12 protein-coding genes are annotated in these 16,657 nt (G+C 67.6%); 6 read left to right on the top strand and 6 right to left on the bottom strand.

The genetic code is table 11. The annotated features are described in order from the left end of the window. Positions 1–55 precede the first annotated feature (55 nt). Complete coding sequence (locus tag ACN6O8_RS16210; protein WP_427992052.1) at positions 56–2,944, bottom strand: WG repeat-containing protein; 2,889 nt, start codon at positions 2,942–2,944, stop codon at positions 56–58. A gap of 2 nt (positions 2,945–2,946) precedes the next feature. After that, on the bottom strand, positions 2,947–5,871 hold the full coding sequence (locus tag ACN6O8_RS16205; protein ID WP_427992051.1) for a WG repeat-containing protein: 2,925 nt from the start codon (positions 5,869–5,871) through the stop codon (positions 2,947–2,949). Between the two features lie 430 nt (positions 5,872–6,301). Here ACN6O8_RS16205 and ACN6O8_RS16200 point away from each other — a divergent pair, with 430 nt between their 5' ends. From ACN6O8_RS16200 to ACN6O8_RS16185, 4 genes are all read left to right on the top strand, one after another. Further along, positions 6,302–7,492 carry an MFS transporter gene (locus ACN6O8_RS16200; RefSeq protein WP_427992287.1) on the top strand — a complete coding sequence of 397 codons (1,191 nt, stop codon included), beginning with the start codon at positions 6,302–6,304 and terminating at the stop codon, positions 7,490–7,492. 108 nt (positions 7,493–7,600) lie between these two features. Beyond that, complete coding sequence (locus ACN6O8_RS16195) at positions 7,601–7,840, top strand: Arm DNA-binding domain-containing protein (protein ID WP_427992050.1); 240 nt, start codon at positions 7,601–7,603, stop codon at positions 7,838–7,840. Then, a complete protein-coding gene (locus ACN6O8_RS16190) occupies positions 7,837–8,385 on the top strand; it encodes an ureidoglycolate lyase (RefSeq protein WP_427992049.1) in 549 nt (182 codons plus the stop codon). The genes ACN6O8_RS16195 and ACN6O8_RS16190 overlap by 4 nt, the downstream gene beginning before the upstream one ends. A 218-nt stretch (positions 8,386–8,603) precedes the next feature. Beyond that, positions 8,604–10,073: a DUF1254 domain-containing protein gene (locus ACN6O8_RS16185; RefSeq protein WP_427992048.1), complete on the top strand. Its 1,470-nt coding sequence runs from the start codon at positions 8,604–8,606 to the stop codon at positions 10,071–10,073. Positions 10,074–10,145: 72 nt separating this feature from the next. Here the strand turns inward: ACN6O8_RS16185 and ACN6O8_RS16180 are convergent, their stop codons facing one another. Beyond that, on the bottom strand, positions 10,146–10,844 hold the full coding sequence (locus tag ACN6O8_RS16180; RefSeq protein WP_427992047.1) for an XRE family transcriptional regulator: 699 nt from the start codon (positions 10,842–10,844) through the stop codon (positions 10,146–10,148). A gap of 80 nt (positions 10,845–10,924) precedes the next feature. Between ACN6O8_RS16180 and ACN6O8_RS16175 the strand changes: the two genes are divergently transcribed. Further along, positions 10,925–11,674 (top strand): hypothetical protein, encoded by a 750-nt coding sequence (locus ACN6O8_RS16175; RefSeq protein ID WP_427992046.1) that lies wholly within the window; start codon positions 10,925–10,927, stop codon positions 11,672–11,674. A gap of 221 nt (positions 11,675–11,895) precedes the next feature. Here the strand turns inward: ACN6O8_RS16175 and ACN6O8_RS16170 are convergent, their stop codons facing one another. The 3 genes from ACN6O8_RS16170 to ACN6O8_RS16160 all read right to left on the bottom strand — a co-directional run bounded on the left by ACN6O8_RS16170 (position 11,896) and on the right by ACN6O8_RS16160 (position 15,605). After that, positions 11,896–12,177: a peptidylprolyl isomerase gene (locus ACN6O8_RS16170; RefSeq protein ID WP_006385706.1), complete on the bottom strand. Its 282-nt coding sequence runs from the start codon at positions 12,175–12,177 to the stop codon at positions 11,896–11,898. Positions 12,178–12,286: 109 nt separating this feature from the next. Continuing rightward, on the bottom strand, positions 12,287–14,428 hold the full coding sequence (locus ACN6O8_RS16165; RefSeq protein ID WP_427992045.1) for a UvrD-helicase domain-containing protein: 2,142 nt from the start codon (positions 14,426–14,428) through the stop codon (positions 12,287–12,289). 160 nt (positions 14,429–14,588) lie between these two features. Beyond that, positions 14,589–15,605, bottom strand: coding sequence for an amino acid ABC transporter substrate-binding protein (locus tag ACN6O8_RS16160; protein WP_427992044.1), 1,017 nt, complete (start codon positions 15,603–15,605; stop codon positions 14,589–14,591). A gap of 291 nt (positions 15,606–15,896) precedes the next feature. Between ACN6O8_RS16160 and ACN6O8_RS16155 the strand changes: the two genes are divergently transcribed. Next, the gene (locus ACN6O8_RS16155; RefSeq protein WP_427992043.1) at positions 15,897–16,220 is read left to right on the top strand and encodes a YXWGXW repeat-containing protein; all 324 of its coding nucleotides are present in this window, start codon (positions 15,897–15,899) and stop codon (positions 16,218–16,220) included. The last annotated feature ends 437 nt before the right edge of the window (positions 16,221–16,657 follow it).

The following is a 16,657-nucleotide window of genomic DNA, read 5'->3' as shown; positions in this document are numbered from 1 at the left end:
GCGCGGGGCCATGGCGGACGCGGGCGGGCGCGCAGGGCGCGCCGCTCGCGCGGCGTCACTGGCGGCAGCGCTGCGGCATCGACAGCGGCCACAGGCGCTGGTTGTAGGCGCCGTAGAGCGTGCGGATGCCGCACTCCAGGGTGACGCGCGCCACCATCGCGCCGCGCTCGTCCAGGATCATCGACTGCTCGCGCGTCGACACCACGGCGCGCTGGTTGGCGTAGTCCGAGGCCCACAGGTAGACCGGCGCGACCGCCATCCGGCCCTGGCCATCGGCGTAGCCGTAGTAGTCGCCCACGCCCGCGAGCGCCAGGCCGTCGCGGCGCGCCCCCAGGTGGGTGAAGGTCGGCCCGGACGCGACGCCCTTGTCGTTGATCGCGCGCATGCCGCCGCCGGCCAGCGCCAGGGCGGCCTGGCCCTCCGAGAACGCGCTGCCCGCGCCGGCCAGCGTCAGGCGGGTCTTGCCCGTGGTGTCGACGTAGGTGGTGGTCGGCTTGCCGCTCGCGTCGTGGTCATGCCGCATCAGCCAGGCCGATCCCGCCGGCCAGTCCCATTGGCCGGCCGGCAGGCTGACGACGGTCTTGCCGTGTTCGTCGATCAGGCGCGCGCCGTCGTCGCCACTGATCAGCGCGCGCGCCGGCTTGCCCTGGAAGGGCGTGCCCGCCAGCGGCCCGGGCGCGACCTGCCAGCGGCCCTGGCCGTCGACGTAGCCGTGCCGGTCGGCGCGGCGGATGGCCAACCAGTCGCCCATCTGCGCGTAGCTGGCGTCTTCCAGGTCGAGCGTGCCGGAGGCGTCCGGCGAAACCAGCCAGCGTTGTTTTTCGCTATAGGCGATGTAAGTGCCATTGGCCTCGCGCGACACCTGCAGCGCCGGCTGGAAGGCGGTCAGGACGCGCCCGTCGCGATTGACCAGCGCGGCCGGCCGGCGGTAATCGTTCTCTTGCGGTCCGGCCTGCTGCACCAGCCATAGCTTGTCGCTGACGCGCATGACGCCGTGGTGGCGCGGCGGCACCAGCCACTTGCCCTGCGGGTCGATCACGCCGACCTTGCCGGCGCCCAGCGAAGCGGCGGCCTGGCCGTCCTGGAATTGGCCGATGTGCTGGAAGGCTGGCGGCGACACTTCCTTGCCCGCGATGAAATCGTACAGGCCCCACGGGTCGCCCTCGGCCGCGGTCTTCAGGTAGCGCACCAGCCCGGGCGCCACCACCTCGGCCTCAAAGTAGTCCGGCAGCGCGTAGATCTTGCCGGTCCGGTCGATGAGCCGGGTCTGGCCCTTGGCGTAGATCAGCGCATAACCCTGGTGGAAGGCGCCGATGTGCTGCTGTAGCGGCAGATTCATGGGCCGGCCACGGCCATCGAGCAGTTGCACGCCGGCCTCGGTCCGCGCGGCGAAGCGCAGGTCGTCGGCGCCGAGGGGGGCGGCCCCGGCCGCGTCGTTGGCGCTGTCGTCGTCGCGGGGCCCGTCCAGCGGCACGACTTCGGTCCAGTCCTTGTGCGTGGCAACGCTGCCGTCGGCCAGCAGCAGGCCGGCGCCGCCGTCGGCGCAGTGGCAGTAGCCCTGGCCCAGCAGGCCCAGCGGGCCGCCCGGCACGTCCAGCGGCAGGTCGCGCAGTTGCGACCCCTGGGCCGCCTCCAGCGCGTCCGGCCGCAGGATCGCGCGGCCGTCGGCGTCCAGCGCATTGAGCAATTGGCCGTCCTGGCTGGACAGCCACAGCTTGCCCTGGCGCAGCGCCATCCGGCCGACATCGGCCAGCCACGCAGGCGCGTTCTCGCCATGCAGCCACACGCCCTTGGGCGTCAGCAGCCCGGCCACCTGGCCCGCCGGATTGCGGAACAGCAGATAGCCGCCTTCGTTCTGTTCGGCGCGCAGGCCGTTGCCCAGCGTCACCGGCTCTGCACGCCCCGCCACATAGGCCTTGAGTGTGTCGCCCGATGCGTAGACCAGCGTGTCGTCGTGGATCGCCGAAGTGCGCGCCTCGGCCGGCGTGAGCGTCGCCAGCGGCTGTCCGCCGGCATCCAGCAGGACATAGCCCTTGCCGCGTGGCAGCTCGGCGCTCCAGAAGGCCTTGCCCACGCGGGTCAGGCGCTCGTAGCGCTGGCCCTCGCCAATCACGTTGCCGGCGGCGTCGATCAGCACCACTTCCTCCGTGCCGATGGCCAGCGCTAGGGCGTCGTTGTCACGCCGCGAGATGTCGCTGTATTGCGGTGGCACACGCCAGTTCCAGTCGTCATCGAGCAGGCCGTACATGCCATGGTTGTCGACGCCGATGAACAGGCCGTTGCCGTAGCTGGACGCCACCTGCACGCCGGGCTTGGCGTAGCGGCGTTCGCCATTGGCGGCGCGGAATTCCTCGCGATACGTGAGCGACAGCCGGGCCGGCTTGCCTTCGCCCAGGCGCACGCTGTCGACGCTGGCATCGATGGCGTCGCCCACTGCCTTGCCGGCGCGGTCGATCAATTGGTACTGGCCGTCCCGCGTCACCACCGCCAGCCCGCCTGCGACGAAATCGGAGGCGCTGTCGTAGCGCGGCGGCACCGCCATCCTGCCCTTGGCGTCGATGTACCCCCATTTGCCCTTCCAGCGCACCGCCGCCATGCCGTGATGGAAATCGCCGACCCGTTCGAACTGCGGCGCCACGGCCAGTCTGCCGTTGGCGTCGATAAAGCCCCAGGCGTGGCGGCGCAGCGAGGCGTCGGTGGGCACGCGGTCGATCTCTTCGAGCGACGACGGCAGCAGCACCGCGGCGCGATTGTCAGACAGCGGGCCGATGCAGCCGGCCGGGCCGGCATCGCCATGGCGGGCGTCGCGGGCGGCGCTCACGTCCATCGGGCCGTCGACGCAGGGGATGCCATTCTGGCGGTATTGGGCGTGCGCCGACAGCGAAAGACCCAGCGCGGCCAGGGCGCAGGCGAGGCGGGTGGCGTGAAACGCGCGTGAAGTCATGGTCATTGTGCTTGGGCGGATTCAGGGGCGGGCGCGTATTCGAGGTCGCGGGCGTCAGGGCAGGTCAGCTTTTCGCGCGGCCAGGTCAGGCGTCCTTGCGCGTCGAACACGACGACCTCGCCGCAGATCAGGCCGAACAGCGTCATGGTGGCGCCGCGTTTGTCGATGAATTGCAGCAGCCCCTCGCGGCGCACCAGGGCGCGGCCTTCGCTGAAGTCATCGGCCCAGCCGAACGTCGGCGGAATGACGTAGCGGCCGGTCAGGTCGATGTAGCCCAGCAGTTTGCCGCTGCGTTGCTCGCGGCGCGCCAGCGCCAGGCCGTCGCGCAACGGGCCCAGCCGGTCGAAGTAAGGCCCGACTACGCGCTTGCCGTCGGCATTGACGAAGCCATAGCGGTCGTTCTGGCCGCGATAGACCACCACGCCTTCGCTGGCGTTGCGTTCCTCCAGCGTGAATTCGCCCTGCAAGCGGGTGATTTCGCGGCCCTGCAGATCGGTCATCACGCTTTGCGAGTTCTTGCTGTCGCGGAACACCACGCGCTTCATCGACGCCAATGGCGTGCCGTCGCCACGCGCGGCCAGCAAGGTCTTGCCGTTCTCGTCCATCAGCCGGTAGCGCTGGCCGTCGAAGACGCGCGCCAGGCCTTCGGGCTGCACGAAGAAGGGGTTGAATTCGCCTTGAACGGCCGGCACCTTGAAGTTGCCCCGGGCGTCGATGGCGCCGTTGCGCGAGCGGTACTGCACGTAGATCCAGTCGCCGAACTGTTCCTGGCGTTCGGGTTCGCCCTCGAACAGCCGGGTCATGCCGCCCTGGGCGTCGAACAGCAGCGTGGCGCCGTCCGTGCCCTGCGCCAGATAGCGGCCGCGCTTGAGATCCTGCGGGCGCTCGTGCAGCACCGCGCTGCGCTTGCCGGTGCGCAGGTCGATCAGGCGATAGGCGTCGCCGTAGCCGGTGTCATCCGCGCGCCGCGGTTCCCGCGCCAGCAGATAGCCGTTCCCCAGGTAATCGAGTTCATAGCTGCCGGAATAGGTGGCGGGCACCACCCATTTGCCCTGGCGGTCGATGACCCCCCAACGGTCGTGGTCCTGCGCCTTGGCCCAGTCGTCGGTGAAATCCTCGATGCGCTCGAGCATCGGCTTGACGACCTCGCTGGCGCCGCGGATGTTCCACAGGCCCCAGCGGCGGTCGCGGCGCCCGTCCACCGCATGGAAGTAGAGCAGATCGCCGTCGAGCTTGTCGCCATTGACCTCGATGCGCGCCGGCAGCTTCTGCGGATTGCCGCGGGTATCGATCAGCACGGCGGCATCGCGATCCATGTCGGGCGTGCGGGCCCACGCGTAGGCGCCCTTGAAGCCGCCGATGCCGGCGAACCTGGGCGGCAGGATCCAGTTGCCCTCGGCATCGATGGCGCCGACGGTGCGCTTGCGGGTCTGCACCAGCAGGGGGGCGCTGGCGTCGTAGCTGCTGATGTCGTCCCATTCCGGGTTGGTGACGATCCTGCCCGAACGCGTCAGGATGCCGGTCGGCTGGCTGTAGTCGTGGGGATGCAGCAGCGCCAGGGGCAGCGCTTCGGCCTGCGCCTTGTCGTCGCGCCGGGGGCTGAACGGCGTGACGCGGTACTGGGCCAGCCGTTCGACGGTGCCGGCGTCCAGCAGCGGGGTGCCGTCGGCGCGATAGATCTGCGCCAGGGTCGCTTCGGTGTCGTCGCCCCCGGCATCGGCACTGACGGCGGCGTCGGCGGCCGCCGTGACCTGGACGGCCTGCGCCGCATCGGCGGCGGCTGCGGCCGCTGCGGGCACGGCGCTGTCGGCCCGCGCGGCGGACGGCTGCTGGGCGTTGACCCAGGCCAGCCCGTGGCTGACCGTGACGCGGCCGAAGGCCGCTCGCACCACCTGCGGCTTGCCGTTGGGCGGGATCAGGATCACCGCGTCGATGTCGCTCAAGACCTTCCAGTCATCGGTTGCCTCGACGCCCACGTACGGATTGGTGAAGGTGTGCAGCGGCTTGAGTTGCGCGTCCAGCAGCGCGTAGGGGCCTTGCCCCTTGGGCTTCACCAGCCACAGCCCGGGCGCCACGCGCGTCACGCTCTCATAACCGTCGCCATCGAGCGCCGTGCCATCGGGCCGCACGAACCGCCAGGTGTCGTCGCGCTGCACGGCCAGCGTGTCGCCGTCGCGCAGCGGCGGTTGCTGCGAGCGCAGCACGTCCGGCGCGATGGCCCAGCGGCCGTCGGCATCCAGCAGGCCCCACCAGCCGCCATAGCGCGAACTGCGCCGCTGCGCCGGCAGGTAGCCCGAGTCGGACGGCGCCAGCATCATTACATCGGCGGGCAGCGTCAGCGCGCGTCCGGTCGCGGTGTTGAACAGCCGTGGCGGCTGCGGCACTTCCATCTCCGCGAGTTTCTGGCCACGTTCGAAGCCCCACGAGCGCGTGCCCAGCGCAAAGGTCTTGAGCACCTGGCCCTGGCGGTTGATCAGCACATCGCGTTCGTCCTGCTCGACCAGCGCGGTGCCCTCGGCGTTGAACCCCGAGGCGCGCGTGAAACGCGGTTCGATTGCCCAGTTGCCACGCTGGTCGATGTAGCCCCACAGGTCGCCCTGGCGCACCGCCGCCAGGCCGTTCTGGAACGACTCGGCTTCCTGGAACGCCGGCTTGATGACCATCCCGCCTTGCGGGTCGATGTAGCCCCAGGTGCCGGCCGGATCGCCGGCCTTGCCGGTAATCACGGCGGCCAGGCCTTCGGCATACCCGCGCTGGCAACTGACATCGGGGGTGATGGCGTAGGTGCGGCCGACACAGTCGCGTTGCCAGCCGGCATATTCGTCGGCGCTGGCGGGCGCGGGGCCCAGGCAGGCCAACGCCGCGGCCAGCGCCAGCGGCCGCAGTGCCGGCCGGCAGCCCGCGCGCAAACGGAGAGTGCCCCTCATGATGCGACGGGCGCGGAGCGCGCCAGATCGCGCGCGGGCGCAACGGATGGGAACGAGCGGGGCCGGACGTGCCGCATGATGGAAGTGCCTGTGGGAAAAGGGACGAGGACAGCACTGTAACCAGCCGTAGCACCCAAAGAAACGGCAAATGTAACGATAGAAAACGAACCGTTAACATCGCGCGGCCCGGGCCGCCGCCGTGGCGCCGGGCAGGGGGAGCGGCGGGCTTGCGGTCGAGGCCCGCTGGCATTCCCGCGGCGCATGCAGCCGGCGACAAATAATCGGTTGAAGGCCGCTCCTGGCGCCCCTGTAATAGCGTCATTCGCCCGTGCGCGGGTTCGACGTCTCACGCCAGAGGTTCGCCATGTCCGCCGTTCCCGCCGTCGCCGCCCCGTCCGGCTCCGCCGCGCCACCGCCCAACCTGTGGCTGATGGTGCTGGCGGGGGGCATCGTCATGGGCCTGGCGCTGGGCGTGCGGCACGTGCAAGGCCTGTTTCTGCTTCCCGTCACCATGGACCGCGGCTGGTCGCGCGAGGCCTTCGCCATGGCCATGGCGGTGCAGAACCTGACCTGGGGCGTGGCGCAGCCCTTTACCGGCATGATCGCCGACCGCTACGGCTCGGCCAAGGTGGTTCTGTGCGGGCTGGCGTTCTATGCGCTGGGGCTGGCCGGGATGGCGCATGCCACCAGCGCGGCGGCCTTCATGTGGAGCGCCGGCATCTGCATCGGCATCGCCCTGTCGGGCACCGCGTTCGCCGTGATCTATGGCGCGCTCAGCCGGCTGGTGCCGCCGCGGCGGCGCGGCTGGGCCCTGGGCGTGGCCGGCGCGGTCGGCGGGCTGGGGCAGTTCACCCTGGTACCGGCGGCGCAGTGGCTGATCGGCGGCTGGGGCTGGGTCAGCGCCTTGCTGATCTTCGCGGCGGTGCTGGCGGCGGTGCTGCCGCTGGCCTGGCCGCTGAAGGAAACCGCCCGCGCGGCGGCGGCGCCCGGCGCCGCGCAGCCCGAACAACGGTTGGGCGCGGCGATCCGCGAGGCGTTCGCGCAACCGGGCTTCTGGCTGCTGAACCTCGGGTTCCTGGCCTGCGGTTTCCAGTTGGCCTTCATCGGCACGCACCTGCCGGCCTATCTGATGGACAAGGGCATGCGCGCGGCGGACGCCGTCGCCGCGCTGGCCATCATCGCGCTTGCCAATGTGGCCGGCACCTACGTCTGCGGCATCCTCGGCGCGCACCATCGCCGCAAGTACCTGCTGGCCGGCATCTACCTGCTGCGCACCGCCGCCATGGCGCTGTTCTTCCTGTTGCCGCTGTCGGCAGGGTCGGTCTACGTGTTCGCGGCGGTCATGGGCTTTGTCTGGCTCGGCACGGTGCCGCTGACCAACGGCCTGATCGCGCAGGTGTTCGGGGTGCGCTACATCACGACGTTGTTCGGCTTCGTCTTTTTCGGCCACCAGCTCGGTTCGTTCCTGGGCGTATGGCTGGGCGGCGTCGTGTTCGAGGCGACCCATTCATACGACCTGATCTGGCTGGGCGCGATGGCGCTGGGCGTGCTGGCGGCGGCGCTGCACTGGCCCATCGACGACCGCGAGCTGCCGCGCGCACGCGCCGCCTTGCCCGCCTGAGGGGCGGGCGGCGGGACGACAGGGGCCGGTGCTGCGTTCGATCCGGGCAAAAACTGCGATAATCCCCGACTTTCGAGCAGGCGCCGGAGCGCCTGCGGGGCAGGGGGCATGAGCACAGGGTTCGACGGCGTCAGGCCGGCATCCGAATCGTCCATCGAGATCGGCTTCTTCTTCCAGGGCCGCCATTGCGTGGAGCGCATCCGCGTCAAGCCCACCGCCGCCAACCTCAAGCGCGCCGCCGAGCGACGCGCCGCCATCCTGGCGGCCATCGCGCGCGGCGACTTCGATTACGACGCCGAATTCCCCCGGCGTGCCGCCGCCTCCCCACCCGCCAAGGACCCGACATGACCCGCGCCGCCGCCTTGCCCGTGCACGACCTGACCGCCGATGCCTTCGCGTCCTACGGCTGGATGCTGGGCAAGCCCATCCCGCTGGGCAACGGCGTGCCCATGTTCAGCAACGAGGCCACCGACTTCTGGCACGAACATGTCTTCAACACCGGCGCCGGCGGCGACGCCGAAGTGCTGTGGGTCAACTACCGCAGCGCCTCGGCCGAGATCGCCAGCCTGGAAAAACACCTGCTGACGCAGCAGGCCATCGTGCCGCTGACGGGCGCCATCATCCAGGTGGTGGCGCGCAGCGCGGCCGACGGCAGCCCGGACCTGGAAACCCTGGCGGCGTTCCGCGTCGAACCGGGGCAGGGCGTGTGCATGCGGCCCGGCTGTTGGCACGCCACGCGCGTGGACCAGGCCGAAGTCACCTGCCTGATGTTGACGCGCCGCTCGACCACGCTGGACCTGATTCAGCACCTGACCACCGACGCCGCCGCCAGCGAAAGCGCGATCACGCCGATTCCGGCGCGGCAACTGGAGCTTCTGCGTTTGCCGGACTGAATCGTGGCGGGCGCGCGGGTGACGCCGGCGCGTCATCCGGCACATGGTGTTGGCGCATTGCATCGTCGGCCTCGTGTCCGGCAAAAAGATAGTGCTGTCATCTCCGTGCGGTTTCACTACCCTGGCGAAATGTGCCAGAATTTCGGCGAATGTCTGTCCTGTCCGCGACGCTGCCGCCATTCGGGCGTTGCCAACCGCTATCCGAGTTGGAGCATGGAATGCGCATACGCCGCGCTGGCGTCGGATCTTCCACCGGGGCTTTGCCCGGTCTTTTCCTTTGGCTCCGGGGCGTCGCCGCGCTGGCGTTGATCGCCGGCGCCAGCGGTTGCAGCTTCACCTCGCCCGACGCGGCGACCGGTTCGCAGTACGTCGGCATCGACGGCGTCACGGCGCCCGAGGCGCAGCGCATCGCCAAAGAGGCCTACCTCTACGGCTACCCGATGGTCGCCAACTACCAGGCCATCCACGCCGCCAGCATCGACACCGGCAACCCGCATTACAAAGCCCCGTTCAACACCATCAGCCACGCCCCGCTCGAAGACATGTCGGCGGTGGCGCCCAGCGTCGACGCGCCCGTGTCCTCGGCGGTGCTGGACCTGCGCGCCGAACCCGTCGTCATCAGCGTGCCGCCGATGGAATCCCGCCGCTATTTTTCGCTGCGGCTGCGCGACCTGTATGGCTATAACTTCGCCTACCTCGGCAGCCGCGCCGGCGGCAACGGCGGGGGCCGGTACCTGGTGGTCGGCCCGCGCTGGAATGGCGCCGAGCCCCAGGGCTTCACCAAGGTGATCCGCGCCGAGACCGAACTGGTCAGCATGACGGCGCGCACCCAATGGTTCGGGGCGGCGGACCTGCCGCATCTCAAGAGTATCCAGTCCGGCTACAAGGTTCAGCCGCTGTCGGCCCACCTGCGCAGAACGCCGGCGCCCGCGCCGGCCGCCGTGGCCTGGCTCGCGCCGCCGCCGCCCGCGCAGATGCGCAGCTCGCTCGAGTTCTACAACCAGTTGGGCTTCGTGCTGCAATTCGCGCCGGTCCTGCATGGCGAGCGCACGTTGCGCAAGCGCCTGGACAGCCTGCGCATCCGTCCGGACGCGCCGGTCGTCACCGATGCCCTGAATCCACGGCTGCGGCAGGTTATGCGCGAAGGCATGCATGACGGCCAGAACGACATCGACAAGCATCGGGTGGCGCTGGCCGGCAAGACCGACACGCTGTTCGGCGACCGCCAGACCCTGCGTCACGACTACCTCGCGCGCGCCACCGGCGCCCAGGTCGACCTGGACGGCGAAAACCGCGCAGAGGCGATGGCCACGGTGCTGACCACCGATGCGGCGGGGCAGCCGCTGGACGGCGCCCACTCGTACACCCTGCGTTTCGCGCCGAACGGCCTGCCGCCGGTCAACGCGTTCTGGTCGGTGACCTTGTACCGCATGCCGGGGCAACAACTGGCGCCCAACCCCATGCATCGCTACGTGATCGATGCCGCGCTGCTGCCCACGCTCACGCGTGACCGCGATGGCGGGCTGACGCTGCGCATCCAGCACCACGCGCCGGGCAAGGGCGGTCAGGCCAATTGGTTGCCGGCACCGGCCGGGCCGTTCATGCTGACCCTGCGCTACTACTGGCCCCAGCCGGCCTTGCTGGACGGCGCATGGCAGCCGCCGCAGGCGCAGCGCGTCGGGCTGTAGCGGCGTTGCGGCGGGCGGCTGAAGCGGCCGCCGATGCGGCGGGCGCCGTGCCCGGCCGGACGCCATGGCGCGTCAAAGATCCTCGCTGCGCCAGACCTTCAGCACCCGGCCGAAGATCTGCAGATCCATGTCTTCGGTGATGTCCCAGGCGTCGTATTTGGTGTTCTCGGACTTTGCCCGGATCAGCAGCCCGCGCGCGCTGGGAATGCGCTGCAAGCGCTTGATGAAGCCTTCGTTGCCGACGCGAAAGAAGAACACGCCATCGACGTCGGCCTTGACCACCCCCAGATCCACCAGCAGCGGATCGCCCGGGTTGTACATGGGCCGCATGCTGTCGCCGAACCCAGTCACCACGCACAGATTGGCCGCCGCGGTGTAGTGCCGCAGATTCTTGTGCAGCCATTCCTGGCTGACGCGCAGGCTCTGGATCACGCCGGGCTGGTCGCGCAGTTCCACCCCCGCGCCCATGGCGCCGCCGGTGTCGAAGCGTGGAATGCGCAGATCGCCGGCCGCGTCGTCGTGGACGCGCGGCGGATCGCCCGCCGCTTCGGCCAACACGATGTCAGGCGGGTACTGCGCCGCTTCGTCCAGCAATTGTTCCAGCGACAGCCCCAGGCCCGCCGCGAGGCGCGCCGCGTACTTGGAGCGCTCGCTGTCGCGCCCCTCGAGCGCGGCAATGGTGCCGACCCCGACGCCGGTGCGCGCTTCCAGTTGTTCGAGGGTAAGACCGAGGGCGGCGCGGTAGCGCCTGATTTGTTTTCCGAGAGCCATGGCGGGACGCTAAACAGTTGTGGAAAATTGTGCAACAACAAGTGTTGAAATCGAGATTATACATTTGTAGAATTCCAGTCATGGATTACCCCAAACATGTGCTGTTATCAGATGGAAGCGTGGGTAGCGTATCGCTACCCGGCGGCTTCTCCCGGCAACCCATCCGGGCGGCGGCAACGCCGTCCCACCTCCCCGGCGCCCAGGCGCCGCAATCCCGGCATCGTCCCCAGGCGGCGGACACCGGCATCGAACCCCATGGCAAGGAGCGGCAAATGAATCAGGCAGGAAACATGGCGCTGCGGGCGCCGCAAGACTGGGTCGCCGCGGCATCGCAGGCGGGCGCCGCGATCGCGCGGTCACTGACCACGCGGCCGGCGGCGCCCGCTGCCCGCCAACCAGGCGCGCGCATTCAGGATCAGACGGGGCAGGGCATGACGCGAGAGGAATCGGATCAGGTCGAGGCGCTGATCATGGAGTGGTACCACTGGAGCCGCGGCTATCGCCCGCCGCTGGGTGTAGGCAGGGTCTCGGCATTCGCGCGCGGCATGAGCGCCGACGAAGCCTATGACGACGAGGACGTCGACGCCCGCCTGGCGGCCAGCCGTGGCGAGCAGACCGAGTTGTGTATCGATGAGCTGCCGTGGCAGCAGCGCGCCGCCCTTGGCGTGCATGCCGGCAACAAGGCCGCCGGTGCCCGCGTCTTCAGCAATCCGCGTCTCACGCCCGCGCAGCAGCATGCCGCCTACCAGGAGGCCAAGGCGGCGCTGCTGCCGGCCCTGCGCCGGCGCGCGCTGGTGACGGCGCCGCAAGTGCGACCGAACCCGCGCTGACCCCGGACAGGTTCTCACGCATGAGGCTCCGCCCGGGCGCCGCGACCGCCTTCAGGTAAGTGGTAGTGGCCGGGTGCAGGCCATTCTGTCGCACGCGCGCGGCCGCTGTCACCTGAAGAGAAATTATCAATTGACAGGGAATCCGGTGCTGCGGCGCCGCCGCCAAAAAAACCGCCGCCGGAAGCTTCCGGCGGCGGCCTTGTCTTGTCCTGGGCGGGGACTCAGTCCTTGCGGCTGGTCACTTCCACCAGGTGGTAGCCGAACTGGGTCTTGACCGGGCCTTGCACTTCGCCGACCGGAGCGCTGAACACCACGGTGTCGAATTCCTTGACCATCTGGCCCGGGCCGAAGGTGCCCAGGTTGCCGCCGTCGCGGCTGGACGGGCAGCTGGAGTTTTCCTTGGCCAGTTGCGCGAAGTCGGCGCCGTTCTCGATGGCGGTCTTCAGTTCGTTGGCCTTGGCTTCGGTCGAAACCAGGATGTGGCGGGCGGAGGCTTGTGCCATGTTGAGGCTCCTTGCGGGGAATGATTGGGGTGGGGAGAGTAACGCATTTGCGCCGACTGGCTACCGTGCCATCATAAACGCGCAGCGGAAATGCCGTGGAAGGGACGGATCACGGCTGCGCCAGCCAATTCTTGAACGGCTCCAGATCCAGGTGGCCCGGCACATACCATACCTTTCTCGTGCGATCCCACTGGGCGCCCAAAGCCTTCACCACATCCCTATTGGCATACGCAACTTTCAGGTCCCGTTGGCCAACGGACGCGGTGGGCAGGGCCAGATTGCGGCGGACGGCGTTGTTGGCACGGTTTTGCGTGCTGGTCAGCTGCATCTGGGTAATGAAAGGGCTGCGCTGCGCGGGGTCTTCCGTTGGAATCAGGGTGAGTCGCGATTTTGCGCGCGTTGCCGCGACGTAGAAGAGGTTTTCTTCTTCGGGGCGTGCGCGTAGCGGGTTGGGAAATTCGCCCTGGTCGAGAAAGGGCAGGATCACGTGCTCGAACTCCTTGCCTTTGACGTTCGCCACGCAATCCAACAACACCATGTTCCTGGTGGGCCGCGCCCCAACGAACATCTCCGCGGCGCCAATCCAGGCTGAGAAATCCGGCAGGTTCAGTTTCAGGTCACGTGCCGCCGCGATGAATCCCTTCACAGACTTGGTCACGACCGCGGCTTCGTAGGGGTGAACGTAGAGCCGCCGCGCCAGCTTTTCCATGTCGATGAGTTCGCAGACGGCTTCGAATGCCGTATGTGCGGGGGCGCCTGGCTCGAGGCCGCGCAGATGCATCACCGCGTTTTCGATACGCGTTCGAGCGGCGGGGTTTCCAACACGCTGGATCTGGCCTTTGAAGAAATACTCGAGTGTCGCCGGGTCCTTGGAGATCGTCGCTTTGGCCTCGTTGAGTTCGTCCGGTGTCAGGGGGACTTCGGCGAAAGTGGCCAATGCTTCCACAATGGCCGAGCGCGTGTCGGCCGACGCTACGCTATGAAGGTCGCCCAGCGCGATGGCAAGCATGCCGCGCAGGAAGAGAATTTCATCGCGTTGCAGATAACTTTTCATCATCAACGTGCGATATTGCACTTGCGCCCGCATCAGCGCGTTTTCAACCTCGATGGACTGGTGATGGTCGCGCAACAGGATGCAGCAGCCATCCAGCGCCTTCCCATCGTTTTTCCACTGAAGGATGGCCTGCACGACCTGTTGTCCGCAAGCGCCCGGCACAGCGCCATAGGGCGCTTCGCGGATCTCGGTGTGCAGCGGCAGAGTCGAATCGACGATCTTGTTCTTGAAGGCTTCCATGGCATATGCCAGATGCGGCCCATGGCGGTACGTCATCGACAACGGGAAAGCGACGCAACCCGGGAAGCTGGCCGCGATTCGATACTCCAGGAACGAGCAGTCGGCTCCCAGATGCGAATAAATGACCTGATCTTTGTCGCCGACCCCGACAAAGTAGGGCTTGTGAACGTTGAGCAGCGATTCAATGATGCAGAACGAGGCTTCATTGACATCGTGCAGCTCGTCGCAGACCACCAGCTTGAAGGCGGGAAGGGCCTCATGCATTTCTGGCGTTGCGCGCAGGGTGCACGCCAGGTCATAGGTGGCATCGAAAAAGCCGCGAGCCTCCACATAGCCGAAGGCATCTATACGCAGCCTTTCATATTCCACCGCCCACAGATAGTCGCCCAGCGGAATGCCCAGGCTTTCCGCCGCGGATTCGGAATCCATGCCTGCCTCGTCCCGGGCCAGCGTCATAGTGGCCTTCAACTTGAGCAGATTCTCCAGGAACTGACTGATCGCCGTGTTGTGGGTGCTGATATCGAGTGCGTCCGCCCTGTCCGGATTATTCGGGCCCACGTTTTCCAGCGCCGAAAGTGCAAAGGTCCTCTGCTCGCGGGCGGAGTGAAGGCTGATGGGTACATTGTCTTCGAGCCTGGACAGCACCGCCCGCGAAAACTCCTCGACCGTCTGCACGCGAACGCGCCTGGCCGTGTTGTACGCGATGCCGATGGCGGTCAGGCGAGTCTGCATCACTTGCTTCGCTTCATCGGTGAAGGTCAGCGCAAGGATATCTTCAGGCGCCATCCCCCTGCTGATGGCCTCGCCGATGCGCAGCGCGAGCGTGGTGGTCTTGGCCGCGCCCGCATTGGCGATGACAAGACTGGTCCGATGGCGGGAACTCTGGATATTTCTCTGTTCTTCGGTCGGGGTAAAACCCGTGGGGATGAATTGAACGGAGATCGATGAAGTGGTCATGTACGTGGATGAGGGGGAGGCAAACCTGGCCGCGGTCATCAACGATACTACTTAAGGTGAAACGCAGGCGTCCTGCGGCTTCCCCCCCCCATGTGTCGCCGGTGTGCCCCAAAAAAAACGAGCGCAATGCGCGCTCGCTTTTTTCATTTCAAGGCCGCCTTTACCGCAACGGCCACCCATACATCAACCCCCCATCCCGATACGACGCGTTCAACCCCCGCGCCAGCTTCATCGGGCTGATTTCGCCCAGATTCTTCTCGAAGCTCTCGCCATAATTGCCGATCTGCTTGATGACGTTGTAGGCCCACTTGTCATCCACGCCAAGGTTCTTGCCCATGCCCGGCGTCACGCCCAGCAGGCGTTGCACGTTGGGATTGGTGCTCTTGAGCATCTCGTCGACGTTCTTCGAGGTGATGCCGTATTCCTCGGCCTCCAGCATCGCGAACATGGTCCAACGCACCACGTTGAACCATTGCTCGTCGCCCTGGCGCACCATCGGGCCCAGCGGTTCCTTGGAGAAGTTCTCCGGCAGGATCTCGTACTTTTCCGGATTCTCGAGGTTGGTGCGGGCCGCGGCCAGTTGCGACTTGTCACCGGTGAAGGCGTCGCAGCGGCCCACGGCGAAGGCGCGGATGATCTCGTCCAGGCGTTCCACCACGACGGGCTTGAAGACGATGTTCTGCGAGCGGAACCAGTCGGACAGGTTCAGTTCGGTGGTGGTGCCGGGCTGCACGCAAACCGTGGCGCCGTCCAGTTCCTTGGCGCTTTTCACGTTCAGGGACTTGTTCACCATGATGCCCTGGCTGTCGTAGTAGTTCACGCCCACGCCGATCAGGCCCAGGGTGGTGTCGCGCGTCAGAGACAGGGTGGTGTTGCGCGGCAGAACGTCGACTTCGCCGGACTGCAGGGCGGTGAAGCGCTGCACCGCGCTGACGGCCATGATCTTGGCCTTGGAGGCATCGCCGAACATGGTTACGGCGATGGCGCGGCACAGATCCACATCCAGGCCCATCCAGCCGCCCTTGCTGTCGTTGACCGAAAAGCCGGCCACGCCCGTGGACACGCCGCACTGCACGAAGCCCTTGTTCTTGACGCTCTCGAACGTCACGCCCGCGCTGGCGCTCCACGACGAGAAAAGGAGCGCGGCGCCTGCCGCGACGGTGGTCAGTGCTTTCATGGTGTCTCCGCGCTAGGGCGCAACCTATTGATCTATGTCCGCCGGTCGGCGGAAATGCGGCGAATGGTATCGGCCGGACCCGGGGCGGAGAATCGGGGAATTCCCCTTAAATCCACTGGGCGGAATTTACCGGGGCCGGATGGGCGGGCCGCGGGCCCTGTGGCGGGCGCCACCGCGCGAAATCCACTGAAACCATCTGCCCCCGGCGCGTAACCATTTCGCTAATTCCTTCCGCGCACACTGGCCTCACCGCGTCCGCATCGGCGGACGCGACTGCGAGGCAGATGCATCATGAAGAATCTTGTCAAAGCCGCGATGACCGCGGGCGCCGCGGTGGTCCTGTCCCTGGGGGCGCTCGCCGTGCCCGGCGTGGCGCAGGCCGGCGTGGCCATCAGCATCGACGTGGCGCCGCCGCCGCCCCGCGTGGAAGTGTTGCCGCCGCCGCGCGTGGGCTACGTCTGGGCGCCGGGCCACTGGGAATGGGTGGGCGGCCGCCATGCCTGGGTCGAGGGCGTATGGGTGCCTGCGCGGCCGGGTTACGTGTACCACCCGCCCGAATGGCGTCATCGGCATGGGCATTGGGTGTATTACGCGGGGCGCTGGGGGCGTTATTGACGGCATGCCAAGGGGGGAATGATGTGGGAAGGTGGGGGGCCGGGATCAGGTGGGGCCGGTCTGCCCGCGAGCGGTGATCTTCCGCGCCGGCGGCGACTGTCGCGCTATTGGCCAAGGGAGTGCGCACGCCTGGTGCCTAAATACAAAAAGCCGCGACTGCATTGCAGTGGCGGCTTTTCCAATTTGGTGCCCGGGGCCGGAATCGAACCGGCACGCCTTGCGGCGGGGGATTTTGAGTCGGTGGTTTACAGTGTGTCTACAGGGAAATGAAGCGAATTCTAGCGTAGGTTGAAATAGGTAAAACCAGTTTAAAATCAGTAGGTTAGAGTATTTTATCTGAGTTGGTGAAAGCTGATCGCTGTACCGGCACTGTACCGAAATCTCGGTACAGTGCCGACTGAGGTACGCGTGAGGGATAGCTGATCTCGGCCCCCGCT

The organism is Achromobacter sp. (assembly GCF_050285565.1).
Taxonomy (GTDB): domain Bacteria; phylum Pseudomonadota; class Gammaproteobacteria; order Burkholderiales; family Burkholderiaceae_B; genus Achromobacter.
This window is presented reverse-complemented; position numbering and strand designations above follow the sequence as displayed.